16 protein-coding genes are annotated in these 17,802 nt (G+C 67.1%); 6 read left to right on the top strand and 10 right to left on the bottom strand.

What is annotated here, in order from left to right; genetic code table 11:
• Nucleotides 1-45: 45 nt before the first annotated feature.
• Together EWM63_RS26985 and EWM63_RS26980 are read right to left on the bottom strand one after the other, a co-directional pair.
• On the bottom strand, nt 46-966 hold the full coding sequence (locus tag EWM63_RS26985) for an NAD(P)/FAD-dependent oxidoreductase (RefSeq protein ID WP_130189287.1): 921 nt from the start codon (nt 964-966) through the stop codon (nt 46-48).
• Nucleotides 963-1,685: a hypothetical protein gene (locus EWM63_RS26980; RefSeq protein ID WP_130189286.1), complete on the bottom strand. Its 723-nt coding sequence runs from the start codon at nt 1,683-1,685 to the stop codon at nt 963-965. Before EWM63_RS26980 ends, EWM63_RS26985 begins: the two co-directional genes overlap by 4 nt.
• A gap of 246 nt (nt 1,686-1,931) precedes the next feature.
• On the opposite strand from EWM63_RS26980, the gene EWM63_RS26975 reads away from it, so the two are divergent.
• Nucleotides 1,932-2,966 (top strand): alpha/beta hydrolase, encoded by a 1,035-nt coding sequence (locus tag EWM63_RS26975; RefSeq protein WP_229487524.1) that lies wholly within the window; start codon nt 1,932-1,934, stop codon nt 2,964-2,966.
• A 31-nt stretch (nt 2,967-2,997) separates the two neighbouring features.
• Here the strand turns inward: EWM63_RS26975 and EWM63_RS26970 are convergent, their stop codons facing one another.
• On the bottom strand, nt 2,998-4,152 hold the full coding sequence (locus EWM63_RS26970; RefSeq protein WP_130189285.1) for a DNA topoisomerase IB: 1,155 nt from the start codon (nt 4,150-4,152) through the stop codon (nt 2,998-3,000).
• A 157-nt stretch (nt 4,153-4,309) separates the two neighbouring features.
• Between EWM63_RS26970 and EWM63_RS26965 the strand changes: the two genes are divergently transcribed.
• The gene (locus EWM63_RS26965) at nt 4,310-5,056 is read left to right on the top strand and encodes a DUF481 domain-containing protein (protein ID WP_130189284.1); all 747 of its coding nucleotides are present in this window, start codon (nt 4,310-4,312) and stop codon (nt 5,054-5,056) included.
• Between the two features lie 48 nt (nt 5,057-5,104).
• Here the strand turns inward: EWM63_RS26965 and EWM63_RS26960 are convergent, their stop codons facing one another.
• From EWM63_RS26960 to EWM63_RS26945, 4 genes are read right to left on the bottom strand one after another with little or no spacing between them, the layout of a single operon-like run.
• A complete protein-coding gene (locus EWM63_RS26960; protein WP_130189283.1) occupies nt 5,105-5,410 on the bottom strand; it encodes a hypothetical protein in 306 nt (101 codons plus the stop codon).
• Between the two features lie 2 nt (nt 5,411-5,412).
• Nucleotides 5,413-7,974, bottom strand: a complete 2,562-nt coding sequence (locus EWM63_RS26955) for a cbb3-type cytochrome c oxidase subunit I (protein WP_130189282.1) — start codon at nt 7,972-7,974, stop codon at nt 5,413-5,415.
• Entirely contained in the window at nt 7,971-8,945 is a 975-nt protein-coding gene (locus EWM63_RS26950; protein ID WP_229487523.1) for a cytochrome c oxidase subunit II, read from the bottom strand. The genes EWM63_RS26955 and EWM63_RS26950 overlap by 4 nt, the downstream gene beginning before the upstream one ends.
• On the bottom strand, nt 8,942-9,331 hold the full coding sequence (locus EWM63_RS26945) for a c-type cytochrome (protein WP_229487522.1): 390 nt from the start codon (nt 9,329-9,331) through the stop codon (nt 8,942-8,944). Before EWM63_RS26945 ends, EWM63_RS26950 begins: the two co-directional genes overlap by 4 nt.
• A 173-nt stretch (nt 9,332-9,504) precedes the next feature.
• Here EWM63_RS26945 and EWM63_RS26940 point away from each other — a divergent pair, with 173 nt between their 5' ends.
• Nucleotides 9,505-10,293 (top strand): c-type cytochrome, encoded by a 789-nt coding sequence (locus EWM63_RS26940; protein ID WP_229487521.1) that lies wholly within the window; start codon nt 9,505-9,507, stop codon nt 10,291-10,293.
• 48 nt (nt 10,294-10,341) lie between these two features.
• Nucleotides 10,342-11,430 carry an AI-2E family transporter gene (locus tag EWM63_RS26935; protein ID WP_130189281.1) on the top strand — a complete coding sequence of 363 codons (1,089 nt, stop codon included), beginning with the start codon at nt 10,342-10,344 and terminating at the stop codon, nt 11,428-11,430.
• A gap of 12 nt (nt 11,431-11,442) precedes the next feature.
• Here EWM63_RS26935 and msbA read toward each other — a convergent pair whose 3' ends face one another.
• Nucleotides 11,443-13,296 (bottom strand): lipid A export permease/ATP-binding protein MsbA, encoded by a 1,854-nt coding sequence (gene msbA / locus EWM63_RS26930; protein WP_229487520.1) that lies wholly within the window; start codon nt 13,294-13,296, stop codon nt 11,443-11,445.
• A 330-nt stretch (nt 13,297-13,626) separates the two neighbouring features.
• On the opposite strand from msbA, the gene EWM63_RS26925 reads away from it, so the two are divergent.
• Both EWM63_RS26925 and EWM63_RS26920 read left to right on the top strand, forming a co-directional pair.
• Nucleotides 13,627-14,682, top strand: coding sequence for a choice-of-anchor J family PEP-CTERM protein (locus EWM63_RS26925; protein WP_130189280.1), 1,056 nt, complete (start codon nt 13,627-13,629; stop codon nt 14,680-14,682).
• Complete coding sequence (locus EWM63_RS26920; protein WP_229487519.1) at nt 14,669-16,117, top strand: PA domain-containing protein; 1,449 nt, start codon at nt 14,669-14,671, stop codon at nt 16,115-16,117. Before EWM63_RS26925 ends, EWM63_RS26920 begins: the two co-directional genes overlap by 14 nt.
• A 131-nt stretch (nt 16,118-16,248) precedes the next feature.
• Here the strand turns inward: EWM63_RS26920 and EWM63_RS26915 are convergent, their stop codons facing one another.
• Together EWM63_RS26915 and EWM63_RS26910 are read right to left on the bottom strand one after the other, a co-directional pair.
• Nucleotides 16,249-16,647, bottom strand: a complete 399-nt coding sequence (locus tag EWM63_RS26915) for a hypothetical protein (RefSeq protein WP_130189279.1) — start codon at nt 16,645-16,647, stop codon at nt 16,249-16,251.
• 104 nt (nt 16,648-16,751) lie between these two features.
• Nucleotides 16,752-17,774 carry a 2-hydroxyacid dehydrogenase gene (locus EWM63_RS26910; protein ID WP_130189278.1) on the bottom strand — a complete coding sequence of 341 codons (1,023 nt, stop codon included), beginning with the start codon at nt 17,772-17,774 and terminating at the stop codon, nt 16,752-16,754.
• Nucleotides 17,775-17,802: the final 28 nt, after the last annotated feature.

Here is a 17,802-nt window from a genome sequence, read left to right as displayed (position 1 = left end):
GCCGCCGTTTTCTTTGGCACGTTACCGTGCAGTGTCCGCGGTGCCTTATTCGCGCCGCCGGAATTGCCAGGGCAGGGCATTATGGATCGCCGTGGCGGCGATTGCCGCCTGCCCGATCGCCACGCTGATCTGGTTCAGGCCAAGGACCACGTCGCCGACGGCATACAGCCCCGGTACGGTGGTACGCTGGTGATCGTCCACGATCACCTTCTCGCATTCGCCGCATTTCGCGCCGAGCCCCTGCGCCAGGCCGGACCGGGCCTTTTCGCCCAGCATCGGATAAAACACGTCGAACCGGTGGTCTTCGCCATCCTCGGTATGCAGCACCGGCTCCATCGCATCCGTCAGCGTCACGCCCTTCAGCGGCGAAGCCACGTAGCGCACGCCCGCAACGCGCAGTCTTTCGGCCTCTTCAGGCGTCAGCGGCATGCCGGCTTCCCGCTCGAACAGCGTCACGTCGCATGAGAACGTACGCATGAACAATGCATGCCCGGTGCGGTTGTACGGCTGCGAGGCGACCGCCACGCGCTTGTCAAGGATATCGTAGCCGTCGCACACGGGGCACAGGCGCACCGCGCCCGCCGCCACGGCATCCACCCAGCCCTCGACGGGCAGGCCGGCATCGGCGACACCGGTCGCCAGCACCACGACGGGCGTGCGGATTTCACCGCCGTCGTGGCGGGCGACGAACACGTCGTCCTCCTTGTCCAGCGCTGTGATCTCGATATCGTCGACAGTGCCGCCATAGCAGTCGAGCTGCTGGCGCAGGCGACCGAGCAGCTCATGGCCCGGCACGCCGCCGGGAAAACCGGGATAGTTATGGCTGATTGGGATCAGCGACAGGCGGCTGTGGCCCTTGTCCGCAACGATCACGTCGCGGCGGAAGCGGCGCAGGTAGACGGCAGCGGTGAGCCCGCCGGGCCCACCGCCGATCACCAGCGCCTCGCAGGTCCTGGCGCCGCTCACCGGGTCGTGCCGCCCGTTCCGGAGGTACCGGTCGTGGTGCCGGACGTGCCCGTCCCCATGCCGGTCGTGCCCGAAGTACCCGTGGTCGTGCCGGATGTACCCGTCGTCGTGCCGGATGTACCCGTGGCGGTGCCGGACGTGCCCGTGGTGGTGCCGCTGGTACCGGTGGTCATGCCGCTGCCGGTGGCGCCCGTGGCGGAAGTGCCGGACGTGGTACCGCCCGCCTGCGAACCCCGCGTGCCGCGTGTGGTGGCCGAGCGGTTGGTGCCGGCCGGGGTGGCGCTGTTGACGGTGCCGGTCGCGGTCCTGGCTGCCGGCGTGCCCGTCGGGTTCACCGTGCCGGTTGCACTCATCGTGCCCGGCGCGCCGGTCACATTGGGCACGCTCGACGGGCCGATCGTCGTGGCCGACGAACCGGTCTGCCCCTGCGACATCGTGGCACCGCTCGTGGTGTTCCCGATCGTCCCCAGCGGTGCCGTGACGCCCGGGGTCCCGATGGTGCCGGTCGTGGGCGACGTGACGCCGTTCACCGGCGCCGGGCCGGGCGCGCTGCGGGTGGTTGCCGGCAGAGGTCCCGCGCCGCGATTGACGCTCGAGTTCACACCGGTGTTCACGCCCGTGTTCACCTGGCCGCCGGCGGCGGGCGTGGTGACGGTTTGCGCGGTGGCGGCGGAGGCGGCCAGCAAGGCGGCCACCATCAATGCAGAGTTCATCTTCATGACGTGCTCCATTCAATTTATCGGTGCGCCGATTCTGTCACGGTCAGGCATGGCCGGCCGTAGGAGGACGCCGCATGGCGCGGTCGGATCGCTGCTCGCGTGTGCCGTGTGCCAGCTGATGTGTGCAGTGGCGAACATGCCGCCGCGGTTGCCGGGTGAGCGGCCTTTCCAGGGTGACCTGGCGCACGGAGGGCATCGGCAAGCTCGATGAAGCTGGCGGCAACACAAGCACACAGGAAAACCTCCATGAAGATCCATGCCATGTCCCTGGCCATCGCCACCCTGGTCGCCACCACGACCGCCTTTGCCCTCGACAGCGCAGAACCGCCGAAGGCGGAGCCGCGCATGCAGAGAGTGCTCGAAGCGCTGGCCGCGCTGGGTGGCAAACCGGTCGAGACACTCACGCCGCAGGAAGCCCGCCGGCAGCCCACCGCAGCGGATGCCGCGGCAAAGGTGATGAAGGACGACGCGATGCCCGCGCAGAAGGACGGCGTGACGGTAAAGCAGCTGGACATCGAAGGTGCCGGTGGCAGGATTCCGCTGGCCGTCTACACGCCGCCCGGCAAGGGGCCCTTCCCCGTCGTCGTGTACTTCCACGGCGGCGGCTTTGTGATTGCCGATACCAGGACCTATGAGCCGTCGATCAGGGCGATCGCCGCCGGCGCGAAAGCGGTCGTCGTCTCGGTCGACTACCGCCAGGCGCCGGAGCACAGGTTCCCGGCCGCCCCGGAAGACGCCTTCGCCGCGTGGCAATGGGTGCAGGCCCACGCCGGCGAGCTGGGCGGCGATCCCGGCCGCATTGCGGTCGCCGGCGAAAGCGCGGGCGGCAACCTTGCGGCCGTCGTGTCGCTGATGGCGCGCGACAAGGGGGTGACGGCGCCCGTGCACCAGCTGCTGATCTACCCGGTCGTGAGCGATGACATGAGCACCCCTTCCTACCAGCGCAATGCCAACGCAAAACCGCTGAACAAGGCCATGATGCAGTGGTTCTTCAAGCACTATGGCGCGGACCCGCAGCACCCCCATGCGCTGCCGCTGAAGGCGGACACGCTGAAGGGACTGCCGCCGGCCACCGTGATCACGGCGGAGATCGATCCGCTGGCCAGCGAGGGCGCGTCGTATGCGGAGCGGCTGAAGAAGGATGGGGTGAGGGTCGACTACCGGGAGTTCGACGGCGTGACGCACGAATTCTTCGGCATGGGCGCGGCGGTGCCGAAAGCGCTCGATGCGCAGAGATTCGCCATCGAGGGACTGAAGAAATCGTTTGAAGCGAAGCGGTGACCGGGCGGTGGCCAGGCGGGGCGGTGGCCGATCAGGCAGCCACGGCCAGTACCCGCGCGCCCTTTCTCGGCGCACTGCGCCTGCCCTTTTTCCGCGCCTGAGCCGTCTCGATATCCTTCGCCGCTTTCGCCAGCCGTTCCTGCAGCAGCGCCAGCACGGCCGCTTCCTCCGGCTGCAGCGCATGCAGATCCTTGCTGAACTCCTCCTCGGCGCGGGCGCGCAGCGCGGCCAGTTCGGCGCCGTCCATGTAGGCTTCCAGTACGGCCGGATGCACGTAGCACTTGCGGCAGACGGATGGCGTATTGCCGAGCTTCATTGCCACCGACTCGATGGCCCGGACCACGTTTTTCTTGGCCTGCGTTTCGGAATCGAATTTCTCGAATGCCTGCAGGGCCAGCGCGGCCAGCACGGTGCCCGACCAGGTGCGGAAATCCTTTGCCGTGTAATCCTCCCCGGTGACGGTGCGCAACCAGTCATTGACGTCCGACGAGTCGATGGAATGGGTCGTGCCATCGTCGTCCACGTACTGGAACAGTTCCTGTCCCGGCAGGTCGCGCATCCGTTCGATGATGCGGGCAAGGCGGCGGTCGGCCACCTTCACGTCGTGGAAAACGCCGCTCTTGCCCCGGAAGCGGAATTCCACTTCGCGGCCATCGATGCGCACGTGACGGTTGCGCAGCGTCGTCAGGCCGAACGACTTGTTTTCCTTGGCATACTCCTCATTACCGATACGCATCATCGTGTGCTCGAGCAGGTAGACGACGGTGGCCAGCACCTTTTCGCGCGGCAGGCCAGGCAGCTTCAGTGCCGCCTCGACCGCCTGGCGAATGCTTGGGAGCGCCTGGCCGAACGCGATCATGCGCTCGTATTTCACTTCGTCGCGCACGCTGCGCCAGCGGGCGTGGTAGCGGTACTGCTTGCGCCCCCGCACATCGCGGCCGGTGGCCTGCAGGTGCCCGTTGGCCTGCGCGCAGATCCACACATCGGTCCATGCGGGCGGGATGGCCAATGCCTTGATGCGGGCCAGCGTGGCGTCGTCGTCGACCGGGCCGCCGTGCGCGTCGACATAGCGAAAACCGCCATCGGCGGCGATGCGGGACAGGCCCGGCTTGCTGTCGCTGACATAGCGCAGCCCCGCCGCGCGCGCCGCCAGCGGGGGATCGGTGACCAGTTCTTCGGGTTTCATCGCGACTCCTCAATGTGCAGGCACTATGGCAGCACGGGCCGCATCGTTCCGTACGGTAGGCAACATCCGTGCCTTTATTACAATGGTGCATGCGGCAGCGGAGGCACAGCTGGGGTACAATGCGGGTCCCCACCGTTTTACGAGCCACAGACAGCCAATGACTTTACGTTCTGTCCTCATCCTCGCGATGGCCCTCGGGCATGGCGCAGCGTTCGGCGCCGACACGATCGAAGAACGCACCTGGAACACGTCCGCCGAACTGGGCGCCATCACCACGTCCGGCAACACGACCGGTACTTCCGTCACCGGCAAGATCGATGCGCGGCAGGAGCTGGAGGACTGGAGCAACCAGTACATCCTCTCGGGCTTCTTCAAGGAAGACCAGACCCAGACCAACAACGGCAACAAGAAATACGTGCGTTCGGCGGAGCGCTTCGCGTTGTCCGCCCGCGCCGCCTACAAGCTGATGGAAGAAGGCGAGCGCCTGTTCGTGCTGGGTTCCCACGTCGATGACCGGTTCGGCGCCTACTCGCGCTATTCATCGGTCTCGGTGGGCCGCGCCAAGCGGCTGCTGAAGTCGGACGACAAGATCGTCGAAGTGGAACTGGGCCCGGGCTATTTCTCCGGCGTGCGCGCCACCGGCGAGGAAGAAGATGGCGTCACCGTGCGCGGCGCCGCGAACATGCGCTGGCAGATCAGCGATGCGGCCCTGTTCACGCAGACGGTCGCCGTCGAGCGGGGCACGTCGAACACGCATTCCGTGGCCGAGACGGCGTTGCAAGCCAAGATCAACGGCACCATGCAGATGAAGGCTGCCTTCAGTGCACGCAACGATTCGAACGTGCCGGTCGAGAAGAAGAACACCGATACGCAGACATCGCTGACACTCGTCTATTCGTTCTGACCACGCTCCGGCGCCGAGCGCCGGCCTGCATCGCCCAGCCACGGAGCTTCAGCCACAGCGCCCGAAGACCAGCAGCGGCATCGCACTCCACGCGATTGCGGCGAGCGCCAGGATGGCGCCGCCAAGGCGTGCCATATGCAGCACGCCGAGCGACGCCTCCCCACCTCCGCGCCACGCCTTCCACGCGAGCCAGCCGGCACCGGCCAGCGCCAGCAGCGTGGCACCAAGCAGCACGGCCCACGTCTCGCGCCGGCAGCCGCTGGCCGCGTACAGGTAGCAGAAGAAGAAATGGCTGGCCCACAGCACCAGCGGCGCGGTGCCCTGCCACAGCTTGCGGAAGAAGTGGTCGCCCATGTTCACCCCATCAGCCGCGGCCAGACATGCACCGCGATGCCGATGACGGCACCCTGCAGCACGGTGTAGTACCAGATCAGCGCCGTGTTGTCGAGCGACCCGCGGCTGTACGGCGTCAGGTGACGGCACCAGGAACGGGCGATGACATACATGCCGGTGATGGCGCACAGCAGCACGTGCAGGCCCTGGTAGGCGACCATCACTGCAACCGCCGCGCTCCACGCATGGCTGGTGGGAGTGAGCCCGCTTTGCAGCTGACCCGCGAGTTCCAGCACGAAGCCGGCCGTGACCAGCACGATCGCCACCCCGAGCAGCCAGCGCAGCACCCCCTGCCGCGCTGCCAGCGGCCGCCGCCGGGCCAGGGCCAGCAGTGCGCCGCCCCCCAGCAGCAGCGCGAACGACAGGCCCTGCATCCACCAGGCCGGCAGCCGGGCACCGGGTGGCGGGCACACGTCGAGCCGCATCGATACGTGCACATACGTGAACAGGAAGGACAGGAAGACACCCGCGTCAACGATCAGCATGATGATCGTCGCCCACCACGAATGGCTGGCGGCGCCGGTGGCGCCGACCGGCAGCACGACGTCATTGCCCTCGGCATCCTCGCCGACCTTGGCTTCGCGGCAAGGCGCGGGCCTGTCCTGCTCCCACAGCCATGCCAGCAGCGTGACGATCGCGACGATGCCGCAGATCCATGCCGCCATCGTCTGCTCCGCCGTCAGCAGCAGGAAGAAGCCGGCCGTGCCGGCGGCCGACAGGAACGGCGTCCAGCCGTCCGTCGGCAGCACCAGCAGGTAGCGCAGCCTGGCGCCGACCGGCGAGGTGACGATCGTCTCGCGCTTGCCGGTGACGGTGCCGGGCAGCCAGTGCGCGCCCTGCTCTACTTCGCGCATGATGCCGGGGTTGGTCCACAACGGGTCGGCCGAATCCACCTGGGGGATGCTGCGCGTGGCATAGGATTCCGACGGCAGCCATTCCAGCGTGCCGGCGTTCCACGGGTTGCCGGGATCCTTTTCCTTTTTCATCAGTGCGCGCACCATGCCGCCGAAGAACAGCGCGACGCCGGCGGCGAAGATGAAGGCGCCGACCGTGGACAGCATGTTCAGCAGCTCCCAGCCCAAGCCGGACGGATACGTGTAGACACGGCGCGGCATGCCGAGCAGGCCGGTGATGTGCATCGGGAAGAAGGCCAGGTTGAAGCCGCCGAACATCAGCCCGAACGACCAGCGCGCCACCCGCGCCGGCACGGCGCGCCCGTTGACGAGCGGCAGCCAGTAGCACAGCGCGGCAAACAGCGGGAACACCATCCCGCCGATCAGCACGTAATGGAAATGCGCGACGATGAAGTAGGTGTCGTGCACCTGCCAGTCGTAGGGCACGACGGCCACCATCACGCCGGTCAGCCCGCCAAGCACGAAGATGAACAGGAAACCGAGGATGAACAGTGCCGGCGGCGACATCTTCAGGCGTCCGTGCCGCGCGGTGCCGTTCCACAGCGTGCCGATCCAGGCAAAGAGCTGGATCGCCGTCGGCACGGCGACGGCCATGCTGGCGGCCGAGGCGAAGCCTGCTTCCAGGTGCCCCAGGCCCGTCGTAAACATGTGGTGTGCCCACAGCCCGAAGCTGAAGAAGCCTACCGCCACCATCGCGACGATCACGGCGCGCCGCCCCACCAGGGCGGTGCCGGCGATCGTCGGGATCATCGTCGACACCATGCCTGCCGCGGGCAGGAAGATGATGTAGACCTCCGGGTGGCCGAAGAACCAGAACAGGTGCTGCCACAGGATCGGGTCGCCGCCCCGGTCGGCGATGAAGTATGGCCAGTCGAATGCCCGCTCCAGTTCCAGCAGCGTGGTGGCACCGATCACGGCCGGGAAAGCGAACACGATCATCACGCCCACCACCAGCATCGCCCATGCGTAGACGGGCATGCGCGCCAGCGTCATGCCGGGCGCGCGGGTAAAGAGGATGCCGATGATCAGCTCGATGGCGCCGGCGATCGCCGAGATCTCGATGAAGCCGATGCCGAGCAGCCAGAAATCGGCGTTCAGCCCGGGCGAGTAGGCCTTGCCTGTCAACGGCGGGTACATGAACCAGCCGCCGTCCGGCGCCAGCCCCACGAACAGCGTGCAGAAGAAGCCCAGCCCGCCGAATGCGTACGCCCAGTAGGCATAGGCGGAGAGCCGCGGAAACGGCAGGTCGCGCGCACCCAGCATGCCGGGGAGCAGGTACACGGCCACCGCTTCGACCACGGGAATCGCGAACAGGAACATCATCACGGTGCCATGCATCGTGAAGATCTGGTTGTAGGTACCGGGCCCGAGCAGGTCGTTTTCCGGCACCGCCAGCTGCATGCGGATCAACAGACCCAGCACCCCGGCCAGCACGAAGAACAGCAGCGACGTGCCGATGTACAGCAAGCCGATCGTGGTGTTGTTGACGGACTTGAGCAGGCGCCAGCCTTGCGGCGTGCGCCAGACCGCCTCCAGGCGTTCCAGTTCTTCCGGCGGACGTGGCAGCCGGTTGGGCAGCGCTTTCAACGGGTGGCGATCCTCCCTGCTCATTTCAGCGACTCCAGCCATGCTACCAGCGCGCGCAGCTCATCGCCTTCCAGGCCGCTGGCGGCAGGCATGCGCACGCCCGGCTTGTGCGACTGCGGGTCGGCGACCCAGCCGGCCAGCGTGCCCTGGCGGGTGGGCAGCGTGCCGGCCGCCAGGTACAGGCGGCTGCCCACGTGGGTCAGGTCGGGACCCGCCGTTTCACGGTCCAGGCGTCCCCCGGTCACGCCGCGCACCGCATGGCAGGCATCGCAGCGCCGCTCCAGGAACGCCTGCCGGCCGCGCACGAGCTGCGCGGTGGCCGGTGCGGCGGCCGGCCTGGCCTGCGCGGCCAGCCATGCATCGAATTCGGCCGGTGGCTGCGCCACCACGTGCAGCGCCATCTTCGCGTGCTGCGCGCCACAGAATTCGGCGCACTGGCCGCGCCACGTGCCGGGCCGGTCGGCCTGCAGCGCCAGGCCATGCACGCGGCCGGGCACCATGTCGACCTTGCCGGCCAGCGCGGGTACCCAGAAGGAATGGATCACGTCGCTCGTCGTCAGCGCAAGGTAGACGGGGCGGCCGGCGGGAATACGGATCTCGTTGGCCAGCACCACGTCGCGCCCCGTCGCGGGATCGACATAGCGCACCTCCCACCACCACATCTTCGCCGTGACCGCCACGCGCAGCGCCGTCAGCGACGATGGCTGCGAGAGCCCCGCCGTGCTGGCCAGGCTCCATGCCAGCAACGCCGTCAGCACGACCAGCGGCAGCAGCAGGCCGCCGCCGACGATCCACACGCGTGAACGCACCGTGGCGCGGGCACGCAGCGCGCGCATGACGAGGACCATCACGCCGGCGAGGATCACGAGCGAACCGATGGACATCGTCCAGCCCAGCTGGTCGATGAGGTGGGCATCCGGCCCGGCCGGGTCGAGCGCCGACTGCCGTGGCGCCGGCCCCGTCATCGCGGCCGCCGTCATTGGTGCCGCCGTCATTGCAGGGTATAGAGGTAGGCCGCCATGTGGCGCGCATCCTCGGGCGACACGCCCAGGTTCGGCATCAGCGTGCCGGGCTTGATCGCCGGCGGATCGACGATCCACCGCACCAGCGGTTCGTGCTGGTTCGGCAGCCTGCCGGCCACATAGCTCTGGCGGCCGAAGGTGTCGAGCGGCGGGCCGGCCGTGCTGCGCGCCGCCTCGACGCCGGGAATCGAGTGGCAGGCACCACACTGGAACTGCGTCAGCAGCGCCTTGCCGCGTTCGACGTCGCCGCCGGCCACGCGCCGCACCGGCGGCGTGTCCTCGCCGCAGCCGGCCAGGGTGCCGGCCTGCACGGCAACCAGCATGGCGGCGGCTATCCGGCAACGTAGTGTTTCGCGCACGTACTGTTCCTGCAGAAAACGGAAGAATCCATATAATAAAGCAAACACATCATGGATTTTTTTCAACGGTGCGCACCCTCGGCATCCCCTTTTACCTGTGTCCCATCGATGCCTTCCAACCGACTCCGACTGATCGTCAAGACCGCCCTGGCCACCACCGTTTCGCTGGGGCCGTGGCCGCCCTGGGCGGCTGGATCGTGCTGGAAAGCGGCTGGTACAACGTGGCGGCGACGCAGCAGCACTGGCAGCCCGTGCACACGGTCCTGGAAAAAGGCATGCGCGAATCGGTGCGCTTCCACGCGCGCAACGTGGCGACACCGCCCCTGGCGGACAAGGCGCGCGCGGTACGCGGGGCGCACCTGTACCACCAGCATTGCGCGCAGTGCCACGGCGCGCCGGGCGTCGCGCAGACGCCCGTCGGCAAGAGCATGCAGCCGGTGCCCGGCCCACTGGTCGACGCGGCCCGGCGCTGGCAACCGCGCGAACTGTACTGGATCACGCGGCACGGCATCCGCATGGCCGGCATGCCGGCATGGGAATTCCACCTGCGCGACGAAGAGCTCTGGGACCTGGTGGCGTTTCTCCAGCGCTTTCCCCTGCACACGCGCGACAGCTACCGCGCGGTAGTCGAGGACACCGCATCCCGCCCGCTTACCGCCGCCGCGCCAGCTGTTCCGGCCTATCCGGACATCGAACGCGGCCGCATGGCTCTCACCCAGTATGCGTGCCAGGCCTGTCACAACATTCCCGGCGTGACGGGCCCGAACACCTTCGTCGGCCCGCCCCTGGCCGGGCTGTCGCAGCGCAAGTACGTGGCCGGCGTGCTGCCCAACACGGCCGACAACCTGGCCCGCTGGATCCGCGTACCGCATGAAATCGATCCGCTTACGACGATGCCCACGCTCGGCGTGACGGAACGCGATGCCCGCGACATGGCCGCCTACCTGCTCAGCAAGGAGTGACGCAGCAAGACGTAATTCTGTAAGGAGTACTTCGGAAAGGAGCGAGACTTGGACCAGCAACATGATCCCGACCCCGGCAAGGCCACCGAACACCGTTTCACGCGGCGCGTGGCGCTCGTCAACGGCATCACGATCCTGACGATCCTGGCGCTGGCCGCCATCTGGTTCGCCTACGACGCGCTGCTGCTCGTCTTCGCCTGCATCCTGTTCGCGATCCTGCTCTATGAGCTGGCCGGCATCGTGCACACGCGACTGCGCCTTGGCCGGAATGCCGCGCTGGCGGTGGTCGTGCTGGCACTCCTGCTCGTGTTCGGCATCGGCGGCTACCTCATGGCGCCACAGATCGGCGAGCAGGCCGACAAGCTGGGCGCCGCCGTGCCCGAGGCCCTGCAGCGCTTCCGCGCCGCCATGGAACAGCAGCCGCTGCTCAAGCGCCTGATGGCCAGCGTGCCATCGCCCGAACAGATGCAAAAGCAGCTCGGCCAGCTCGTGCCGAACGCGGGACTATTCTTCTCTGGCCTGCTGGGCGCGCTGGGCAATGCCGTCATCATCCTGTTCGTGGGTGTGTATTTCGCTGCCCAGCCCCACATCTACATCGACGGCCTGATTACGCTGGTCCCGCCGCGCCGGCGGCAGCGGGCGCGCGAAGTGATGGATGAACTGGGCCGCACGCTGTCGCGCTGGCTGCTGGGCAAGGCCGCGTCGATGCTGCTGGTGACGATCCTGTCGGCCGCCGGCCTGGCCTTGCTGGATGTGCCGCTGGCGCTGATCCTCGGGCTGATCGCCGGGCTGCTCGACTTCATTCCCTATCTCGGCCCGCTGATGGCCGGCGTGCCGGCCATGCTGATCGCCTTCTCGGACAGCCCCCAGCAGGCGCTCTACGTGGCGCTGCTGTTCGGCGGCATCCAGCTTGCGGAGGGCTACCTGCTGTCGCCGCTCATTGAAAAGCGTACCGTGTCGCTGCCGCCGGCACTGACCATCGTCATGCAGTTGCTGTTCGGCGCCCTGTTCGGCATGGCTGGCGTGGCGTTGGCCACCCCGCTGACCGCCGTGCTGGCGGTGCTGGTGACGATGCTCTACGTGCAGGACGTGCTCAAGGACCCGGTGCGCACGCCGTCACAGAAGCATGACGACTGAACGCGCCGCGGGTCAGTGGCTCAACTGCTTCTGCGTCTGGTACAACCGCGCATACGCGCCACCCTGCGCCAGCAGCGCCGCGTGCGTGCCCATCTCGGCGATCGTTCCGGCATGCATGACGACGATGCGGTCGGCGTTCTCGATCGTCGAGAGCCGGTGCGCGATGACGACGGTGGTGCGCCCTTCCATCAGCCGTTCCAGCGCCGCCTGCACCTGGCGTTCCGATTCCGTGTCCAGCGCGCTCGTGGCTTCGTCCAGGATCAGGATCGGCGCATCCTTGTACAGCGCCCGGGCGATGGCAAGCCGCTGGCGCTGGCCGCCGGACAGGCGCAGGCCGTTCTCGCCGACCTGGGTCGCATAGCCGTCGGGCTGGCGCACGATGAATTCGTGCGCATAGGCCGCCTGCGCGGCCGCTTCGATGCGCACCGGGTCCGGCGCCGGGTCGCCATACGCGATGTTGGCGGCGAGCGTGTCGTTGAACAGCACCACGTCCTGGCTCACCAGCGCGATCTGCGCGCGCAGGTCGGCCAGCCGGTAATCGCGCAGGTCCACCCCGTCGAGCATGATGCGCCCGCCGCTGACATCGTAGAAGCGCGGCAGCAGGCTGGCCAGCGTGGTCTTGCCGCTGCCGGACCCCCCCACCAGCGCGATGGTTTCGCCGGCGGGAATGTCCAGCGACACATTGTCCAGCGCCGGTGCGGCATCCGCGCCGGTGCCCTCGTAGCGGAAGCTGACCGATGCCAGTTCGATACGGCCACCGGCGCGCCCCAGCGTGCGGGTGCCGTCGTCCATCTCGACCGGCGCGTCGATCACGCCGAACACGGATTTCGCCGCGGCGAGGCCGCGCTGCAGCGGCTCGTTGATCTTGGTGAGGTTCTTGATCGGTGACTGCATGGCCAGCAGCGCCACCATGAACGTGACGAAGTCGCCCGCCGTAAGCGCATCGGCCTGCGCGCGCAGCAGCGCGTAATAGATCACGGCCGACAGCATGACGCCGATCAGCATCATGATGATCCCCGAGTTCATTGCCGCCGTGGCCGCGTGCTTCACCGCCAGGCGGCGGTTCAGCTTTACCACTTCGTCGAAGCGGCGCTGCTCGTACTTCTGGCCGCCGAAGATCTTCACGACCCGCTGGCCACCGATGCTTTCGTCCAGCACGCGGGTCAGTTCGCCCATCGCGTGCTGCCCGCTTTCGGACAGGCGGCGCATCCGGCGGCCAGCGAACGTCACGATGGCCGCGACCGGCGGCAGCAGCGTCAGGCAGAACACGGCCAGCTGCCAGTCATACACGAGCATCGTGACCAGGTAGCCGATGGCAAGGACGGAATCGCGCACTGCCACGTTGATCACGTTCAGGCCCGCCTGCGACACCTGGTTGGCGTCGAAGGTGACGCGCGACAGCGTGGTGCCGGTCGACGACTGGTCGAAATAGCCGTTCGGCAGGCGCAGGATGCGGGCGAACATCTTTTCGCGCAGGTCCGCCTGCACTTGGTTGCTGAGCCATGCGGCGCCATAATCGCCGGCAAAGCTGCTGACCATGCGCAGGATCGCCAGTGCCATGATGATCGCCGGGATCGTCCACAGCGCCGCCTGGCCCGAGCTGACCGGCAGCAGCTGGCTGATCCAGCCTTTCACGGTCGACACCACGGCGCTGTCCGGCTTGGCACCGTGCGCAAGATCTTGCGCGCCGAACGCGTCGATCACGCTCTGCAGCTGCCCGATCAGCAGCACATCGGTCAACGATGCGATGCCCACCGCGAGCACGGTGGCGGCCAGGGCGCCGGAATAAGGACGGAATTGCAGCAGCAGGCGTGAATACAGTTGGCGGCTCGACACGTGGCGACAGGGGAAAGATAAAGGCAGCATTGTACCCGCCTTCGATGCCCGGACGAAATTCGGCCAAGTCCCGCGCCGCAGTCACATTATTCACATTTTATTACGGGGCATAAGTGCTCCAATACGTCAAGCGTGCAGTGACTGTCCGGAAGACAGGGTGCGCGGATGGGCTTGAAACCCGCATGGATACTGGGCTTGCGGAAAGGCAAAAAAAAGCACGTTGCTTTTTCGATACGGATCAAAAAAACATCTGAAATTGTAACTATCAACCGATGAACTCGTCAGTTCTTGGTCTTATACTCAGATTGCAATTTGCAAAACATTTTGCTTCTTCTTCCACAAGTCAATGAAAGTGAATCAATGAAAACCTTCCTCACTCTCTTTGCATCAGCGGCGCTGACACTATCGGCAGCCGCGCATGCGGAAACGCCGCCGTCGTCCCTGACCGAAGGGTTCGACGATGTCACGTCGCTGGGCGACTGGGTACAGGCTGGCAGCACCGGCTGGTTCCAGGGCAACACGGGTATCTTCAGCGCGCAGGCCGGCGCGGACACGTCGTATATCGCCGCAAACTTCCTGATAGCCGATCCCGTCACGAATGTTATCGACAGCTGGCTGATCAGCCCGGAAATCACGCTGGCCGGCCCGACCCGCCTGACGTTCTACACCCGCGACAGCGCCGAAGAGGGTTTCACCGATTCGCTGGAAGTCCTGTTCAGCGCCGGCGCCGGCACGGCCGCATCGGGCTTCACCACGTCCCTGGTGTCGATTTCCGGCGTGGCCTATCCGAATGGCTGGACCCAGTACACCGCCGACATCACGGGCACGGGCACGGGCCGTTTCGGCTTCCACTACACGGGCACGTATGACGAAGCCAGCTACATCGGCATCGACAGCATTGCCATTGCCGCCGTACCGGAACCGTCGACCTGGCTGATGCTGGCGCTGGGCCTGGGTGCCGTGGGCTTTGCCGCGCGCCGCAGCCGCCGCGCCGCCGCCGGCGCCGGCCTGGCCCTGGCCGCACTGGGCATGTCGCAGGGCGCGATGGCTCACGAGGCATCGAAGGAAGCGACGCAACAGGTAACGAAAGACCAGGGCATGGTCGTCGTGCGCGATGCCGACACCGGCGCACTGCGCGCTCCGACCGCGGAAGAGTACCGCGCACTGGTACCGTCGGCCGCCTCCGCCCATGCACGCCGGACCGAGCGCGGCGTTTCGAGCGCACCGCGTGTGGAAGTGTCGAAGAACGGCACCCGCAAGATCAATGTCGCCGACAAGGCCGTCTACTCGGTCGTCACCCGTAATGCGGATGGCAGCCTCACCGAAGCTTGCGTCACCGGCGCCGATGCCGCGAACGCTCTGGTCAACAACACGCGCACCGCGCAAGCCAAGGAACAACGCTATGAAGCGCAATAACATGACGCACCTCGTGAAGCAGCCCGTGAAACACATCGTGGCAGCCATTGCCTTCGCGTTCGGCGCCGCCGGTGCCGCACAAGCCGCCGAAATCGTCATCGTCAACGGCAACGGCCCTGGCGTGGGCTTCAACGACCCGACGCCGGCCACGCCGGTCGGCGGCAACAGCGGCACCACGCTGGGCGAGCAGCGACTGATCGCCTTCACCTACGCGGCCAACATCTGGGGCGCCAAGCTGGAAAGCTCGGTACCGATCCGCATCCAGGCCAGCTTCGAACCGCTGAACTGCACGGCCAACAGTGCCACGCTGGGTTCGGCCGGCACGCTGGAAGTGTTTTCCGACTTCCCTGGCGCGCCAAAAGCGGGTACCTGGTATCCGACCGCGCTGGCCAACAAGCTGTCCGGCGAAGATCAGAGCCCGGACGTCGCCGACATCCGCGCCCGCTTCAATTCGCGCCTCGGCCTGGCCGAGGATTGCCTGCCGGGTTCGCCGTTCTACCTGGGCCTGGACGCGAACCATGGCACCGCCACCGATTTCGTGACCGTGCTGCTGCATGAAATGGGCCATGGCCTGGGCTTCCAGAGCTTCACGGACGAGGAAACCGGCCAGTACCTGGGTGAAACACCGGCGATCTGGGACCACTTCATGACGGACAACCGCACCAACAAGAAGTGGATCGACATGACCGAGGAAGAGCGCGTGGCCAACGCGGTCAGCGGCGATGGCATGTCGTGGGACGGCCCGAACGTGACCGCGGCGGTGCCGGATGTGCTCGGCCCGCGCGGCGTGGTCACCATCGGTGGCCCGGCCGCCGCCGGCGCGGCCGGTAACAAGCCGTTCGGCGAAGCGAGCTTCGGCCCGCGCATCACCGACGCCAATGTCAGCGGCCAGATCATGCCGGTCGTGGAAAACCGCACCACCAACACGGGCCTGGCCTGCACACCGCTGACGGGCGCCAACGCCAAGGCCGTGCAGGGCAATATCGCGCTGGTCGACCGTGGCACGTGCAACTTCGCCATCAAGGCGGCCAACGTGCAGGCGGCCGGCGCGATCGCGATGATCGTGGCCGACAACGCCCCGGGCGATCCGGCCGGCATGAGCGGCAACGATCCGAGCATCACGATCCCGTCCGTACGCATCACCCAGGCGGATGGCGCGGCCCTCAAGGCAGCGCTGGCGTTCCGCAGCCGCACCACCTCCGGTGTTACGGCACTGCTGGGCGCCGACCCGACGCAACTGGCCGGCACGGACAAGCAGAAGCGCATCCTGATGTTCACGCCGACCACGTTCCAGCCGGGCTCCTCGGTGTCGCACTACACCACGTCCGCGTCGCCGAACCAGCTGATGGAGCCATCGATCAACGGCGACCTGACGCATGAAGTGGAACCGCCGAAGGACCTGTCGCTGCCACTGCTGAAGGATATCGGCTGGTAATCCGGGGTTAGCCGCAATATCTGGAAGGCCGGGCTTGCCCGGCCTTTTTCATGCTCGCTGTTCGTGTAAAAGTGGGGAACGCTCCTGCGGAACCAGTCAGCACTTCCGCCAACAGCGCCTTGCATGCCGCGTCACTGCGCCTGCGGCACCTTGCCGAGCGCCTGGCGCAGCGCGCCATTGGCCATCGCCACCTCGGGCGCGTCGTGCAGCAGGGCGAGATAGCGCTTGCGGAAGTCTTCGTCGATCGCGGCGCGCGGGCCGATCAGGCTCTCGAACGCGGTGCGCCATTGCGCCGCCTCGCCGGCGTCGAGCGTTTCCGCGTCATCGAGCCGCTCATCGAGTTCCGCCATCAGGCCCGACAACTTCAGCAGCCAGGCGAAATGGGGATGGTTTGTCACCAGTTGCAGGTGCTCCAGCACGCCGCCGACGGCGCCGAAGTACTGGGTTTCCACATCCAGCATGGCCTTGTGCAGGCCGCGTGCGCCCCGCGCCAGGTCGCGCAGGGCCGCGCGCAGCGATTCATCGGTCATGGCTTTACCTCGTGTTGGTTGGTCGAACGCGCATCATAGCCGCTCCGGCAACACCCTGCAGAATGCCAGGTCTTGGGATATTCCTGTCTTCCGTGCGTTTGCGGTCAGGCTGCCGGCAGCACGTTCGCGCAGGCGCCGCCGCTGCGCCAGCAGTCGAGGTTGTCGAACGTGATGGCGGCGATCTCGCGCAGCGCCTCGATGGTGAAGAAGCCCTGGTGCCCGGTAACGAGCACGTTGGGAAACGTGGTCAGCCGGCCGAATACATCGTCGGCGATGATGTCGGATGAATGGTCGCGGAAAAACAGCGCGCTTTCCTGCTCGTAGACGTCGATGGCGAGCGCACCGAGCCGGCGCGATTTCAGCGCCTCGATCACCGCGGCCGTATCCACCAGGGCGCCGCGCGACGTGTTGACCAGCATCGCGCCTTCCTTCATCCGGCCCAGCGTGGCATGCCCGATCAGGTGGCGCGTGGCATCGACCAGCGGGCAATGCAGCGACACGATATCGGACTGGGCAAGCAGGTCGTCGAGCGGGACCATGGTGCCCAGCGCGGCGAACGCCGGCGATGGATACGGGTCGTGGCCCAGCACCCGGCAGCCGAAGCCGGCCAGGATGCGTGCCGTGGCCAGCCCGATCTTGCCCGTGCCGACAATGCCCGCCGTCTTGCCGTGCAGCGTGAAGCCGAGCAGGCCGTCCAGTGCGAAATTGCCTTCCCGGACACGGTTGAACGCACGGTGGGTATGCCGGTTCAGCGTGAGGATCATCGCCACCGCGTGTTCGGCCACCGCCTCCGGCGAGTAGGCCGGCACGCGCGCGGCAAACATGCCCAGCCGCGCCAGCGCGACCAGGTCGACGTTGTTGAAGCCGGCGCAGCGCAGCAGGACCGCGCGCACGCCCTGCCCGTGCAGCCGTTCCAGTACGGCGGCATCGAGCACGTCGTTGACGAACACGCAGACGGCGTCGCAACCCTGCGCCAGCACGGCGGTGCCGATGTCCAGCGCGGTGTCGTGATAATCGATCGCCACGGGCGAACGCCGCGCGGCCCGCGCTTCCTCGAAGAAACGGCGGTCGTAGGGCTGGGCACTGAACATGGCCAGCCGGAGCGTTTGCAGGGAAGCCGTCGTCATCCGAACCTCGTTTCGAACGCGGCGGTCG

Origin of the sequence: Pseudoduganella lutea (genome assembly GCF_004209755.1) — a bacterium.
Taxonomy (GTDB): domain Bacteria; phylum Pseudomonadota; class Gammaproteobacteria; order Burkholderiales; family Burkholderiaceae_D; genus Rugamonas; species Rugamonas lutea.
Note: the sequence above shows the minus strand (reverse complement) of the source record. Positions and strands in the feature narration are given on the sequence as shown.

Coding starts and splice junctions, on each gene's coding strand:
- EWM63_RS26980 (WP_130189286.1), bottom strand. CDS start 1,685: ATGAAGATGAACTCTGCATTGATGGTGGCCGCCTTGCTGGCCGCCTCC.
- EWM63_RS26975 (WP_229487524.1), top strand. CDS start 1,932: ATGAAGATCCATGCCATGTCCCTGGCCATCGCCACCCTGGTCGCCACC.
- EWM63_RS26970 (WP_130189285.1), bottom strand. CDS start 4,152: ATGAAACCCGAAGAACTGGTCACCGATCCCCCGCTGGCGGCGCGCGCG.
- EWM63_RS26965 (WP_130189284.1), top strand. CDS start 4,310: ATGACTTTACGTTCTGTCCTCATCCTCGCGATGGCCCTCGGGCATGGC.
- EWM63_RS26960 (WP_130189283.1), bottom strand. CDS start 5,410: ATGGGCGACCACTTCTTCCGCAAGCTGTGGCAGGGCACCGCGCCGCTG.
- EWM63_RS26955 (WP_130189282.1), bottom strand. CDS start 7,974: ATGAGCAGGGAGGATCGCCACCCGTTGAAAGCGCTGCCCAACCGGCTG.
- EWM63_RS26950 (WP_229487523.1), bottom strand. CDS start 8,945: ATGACGGCGGCACCAATGACGGCGGCCGCGATGACGGGGCCGGCGCCA.
- msbA (WP_229487520.1), bottom strand. CDS start 13,296: ATGCTGCCTTTATCTTTCCCCTGTCGCCACGTGTCGAGCCGCCAACTG.
- EWM63_RS26925 (WP_130189280.1), top strand. CDS start 13,627: ATGAAAACCTTCCTCACTCTCTTTGCATCAGCGGCGCTGACACTATCG.
- EWM63_RS26920 (WP_229487519.1), top strand. CDS start 14,669: ATGAAGCGCAATAACATGACGCACCTCGTGAAGCAGCCCGTGAAACAC.
- EWM63_RS26915 (WP_130189279.1), bottom strand. CDS start 16,647: ATGACCGATGAATCGCTGCGCGCGGCCCTGCGCGACCTGGCGCGGGGC.
- EWM63_RS26910 (WP_130189278.1), bottom strand. CDS start 17,774: ATGACGACGGCTTCCCTGCAAACGCTCCGGCTGGCCATGTTCAGTGCC.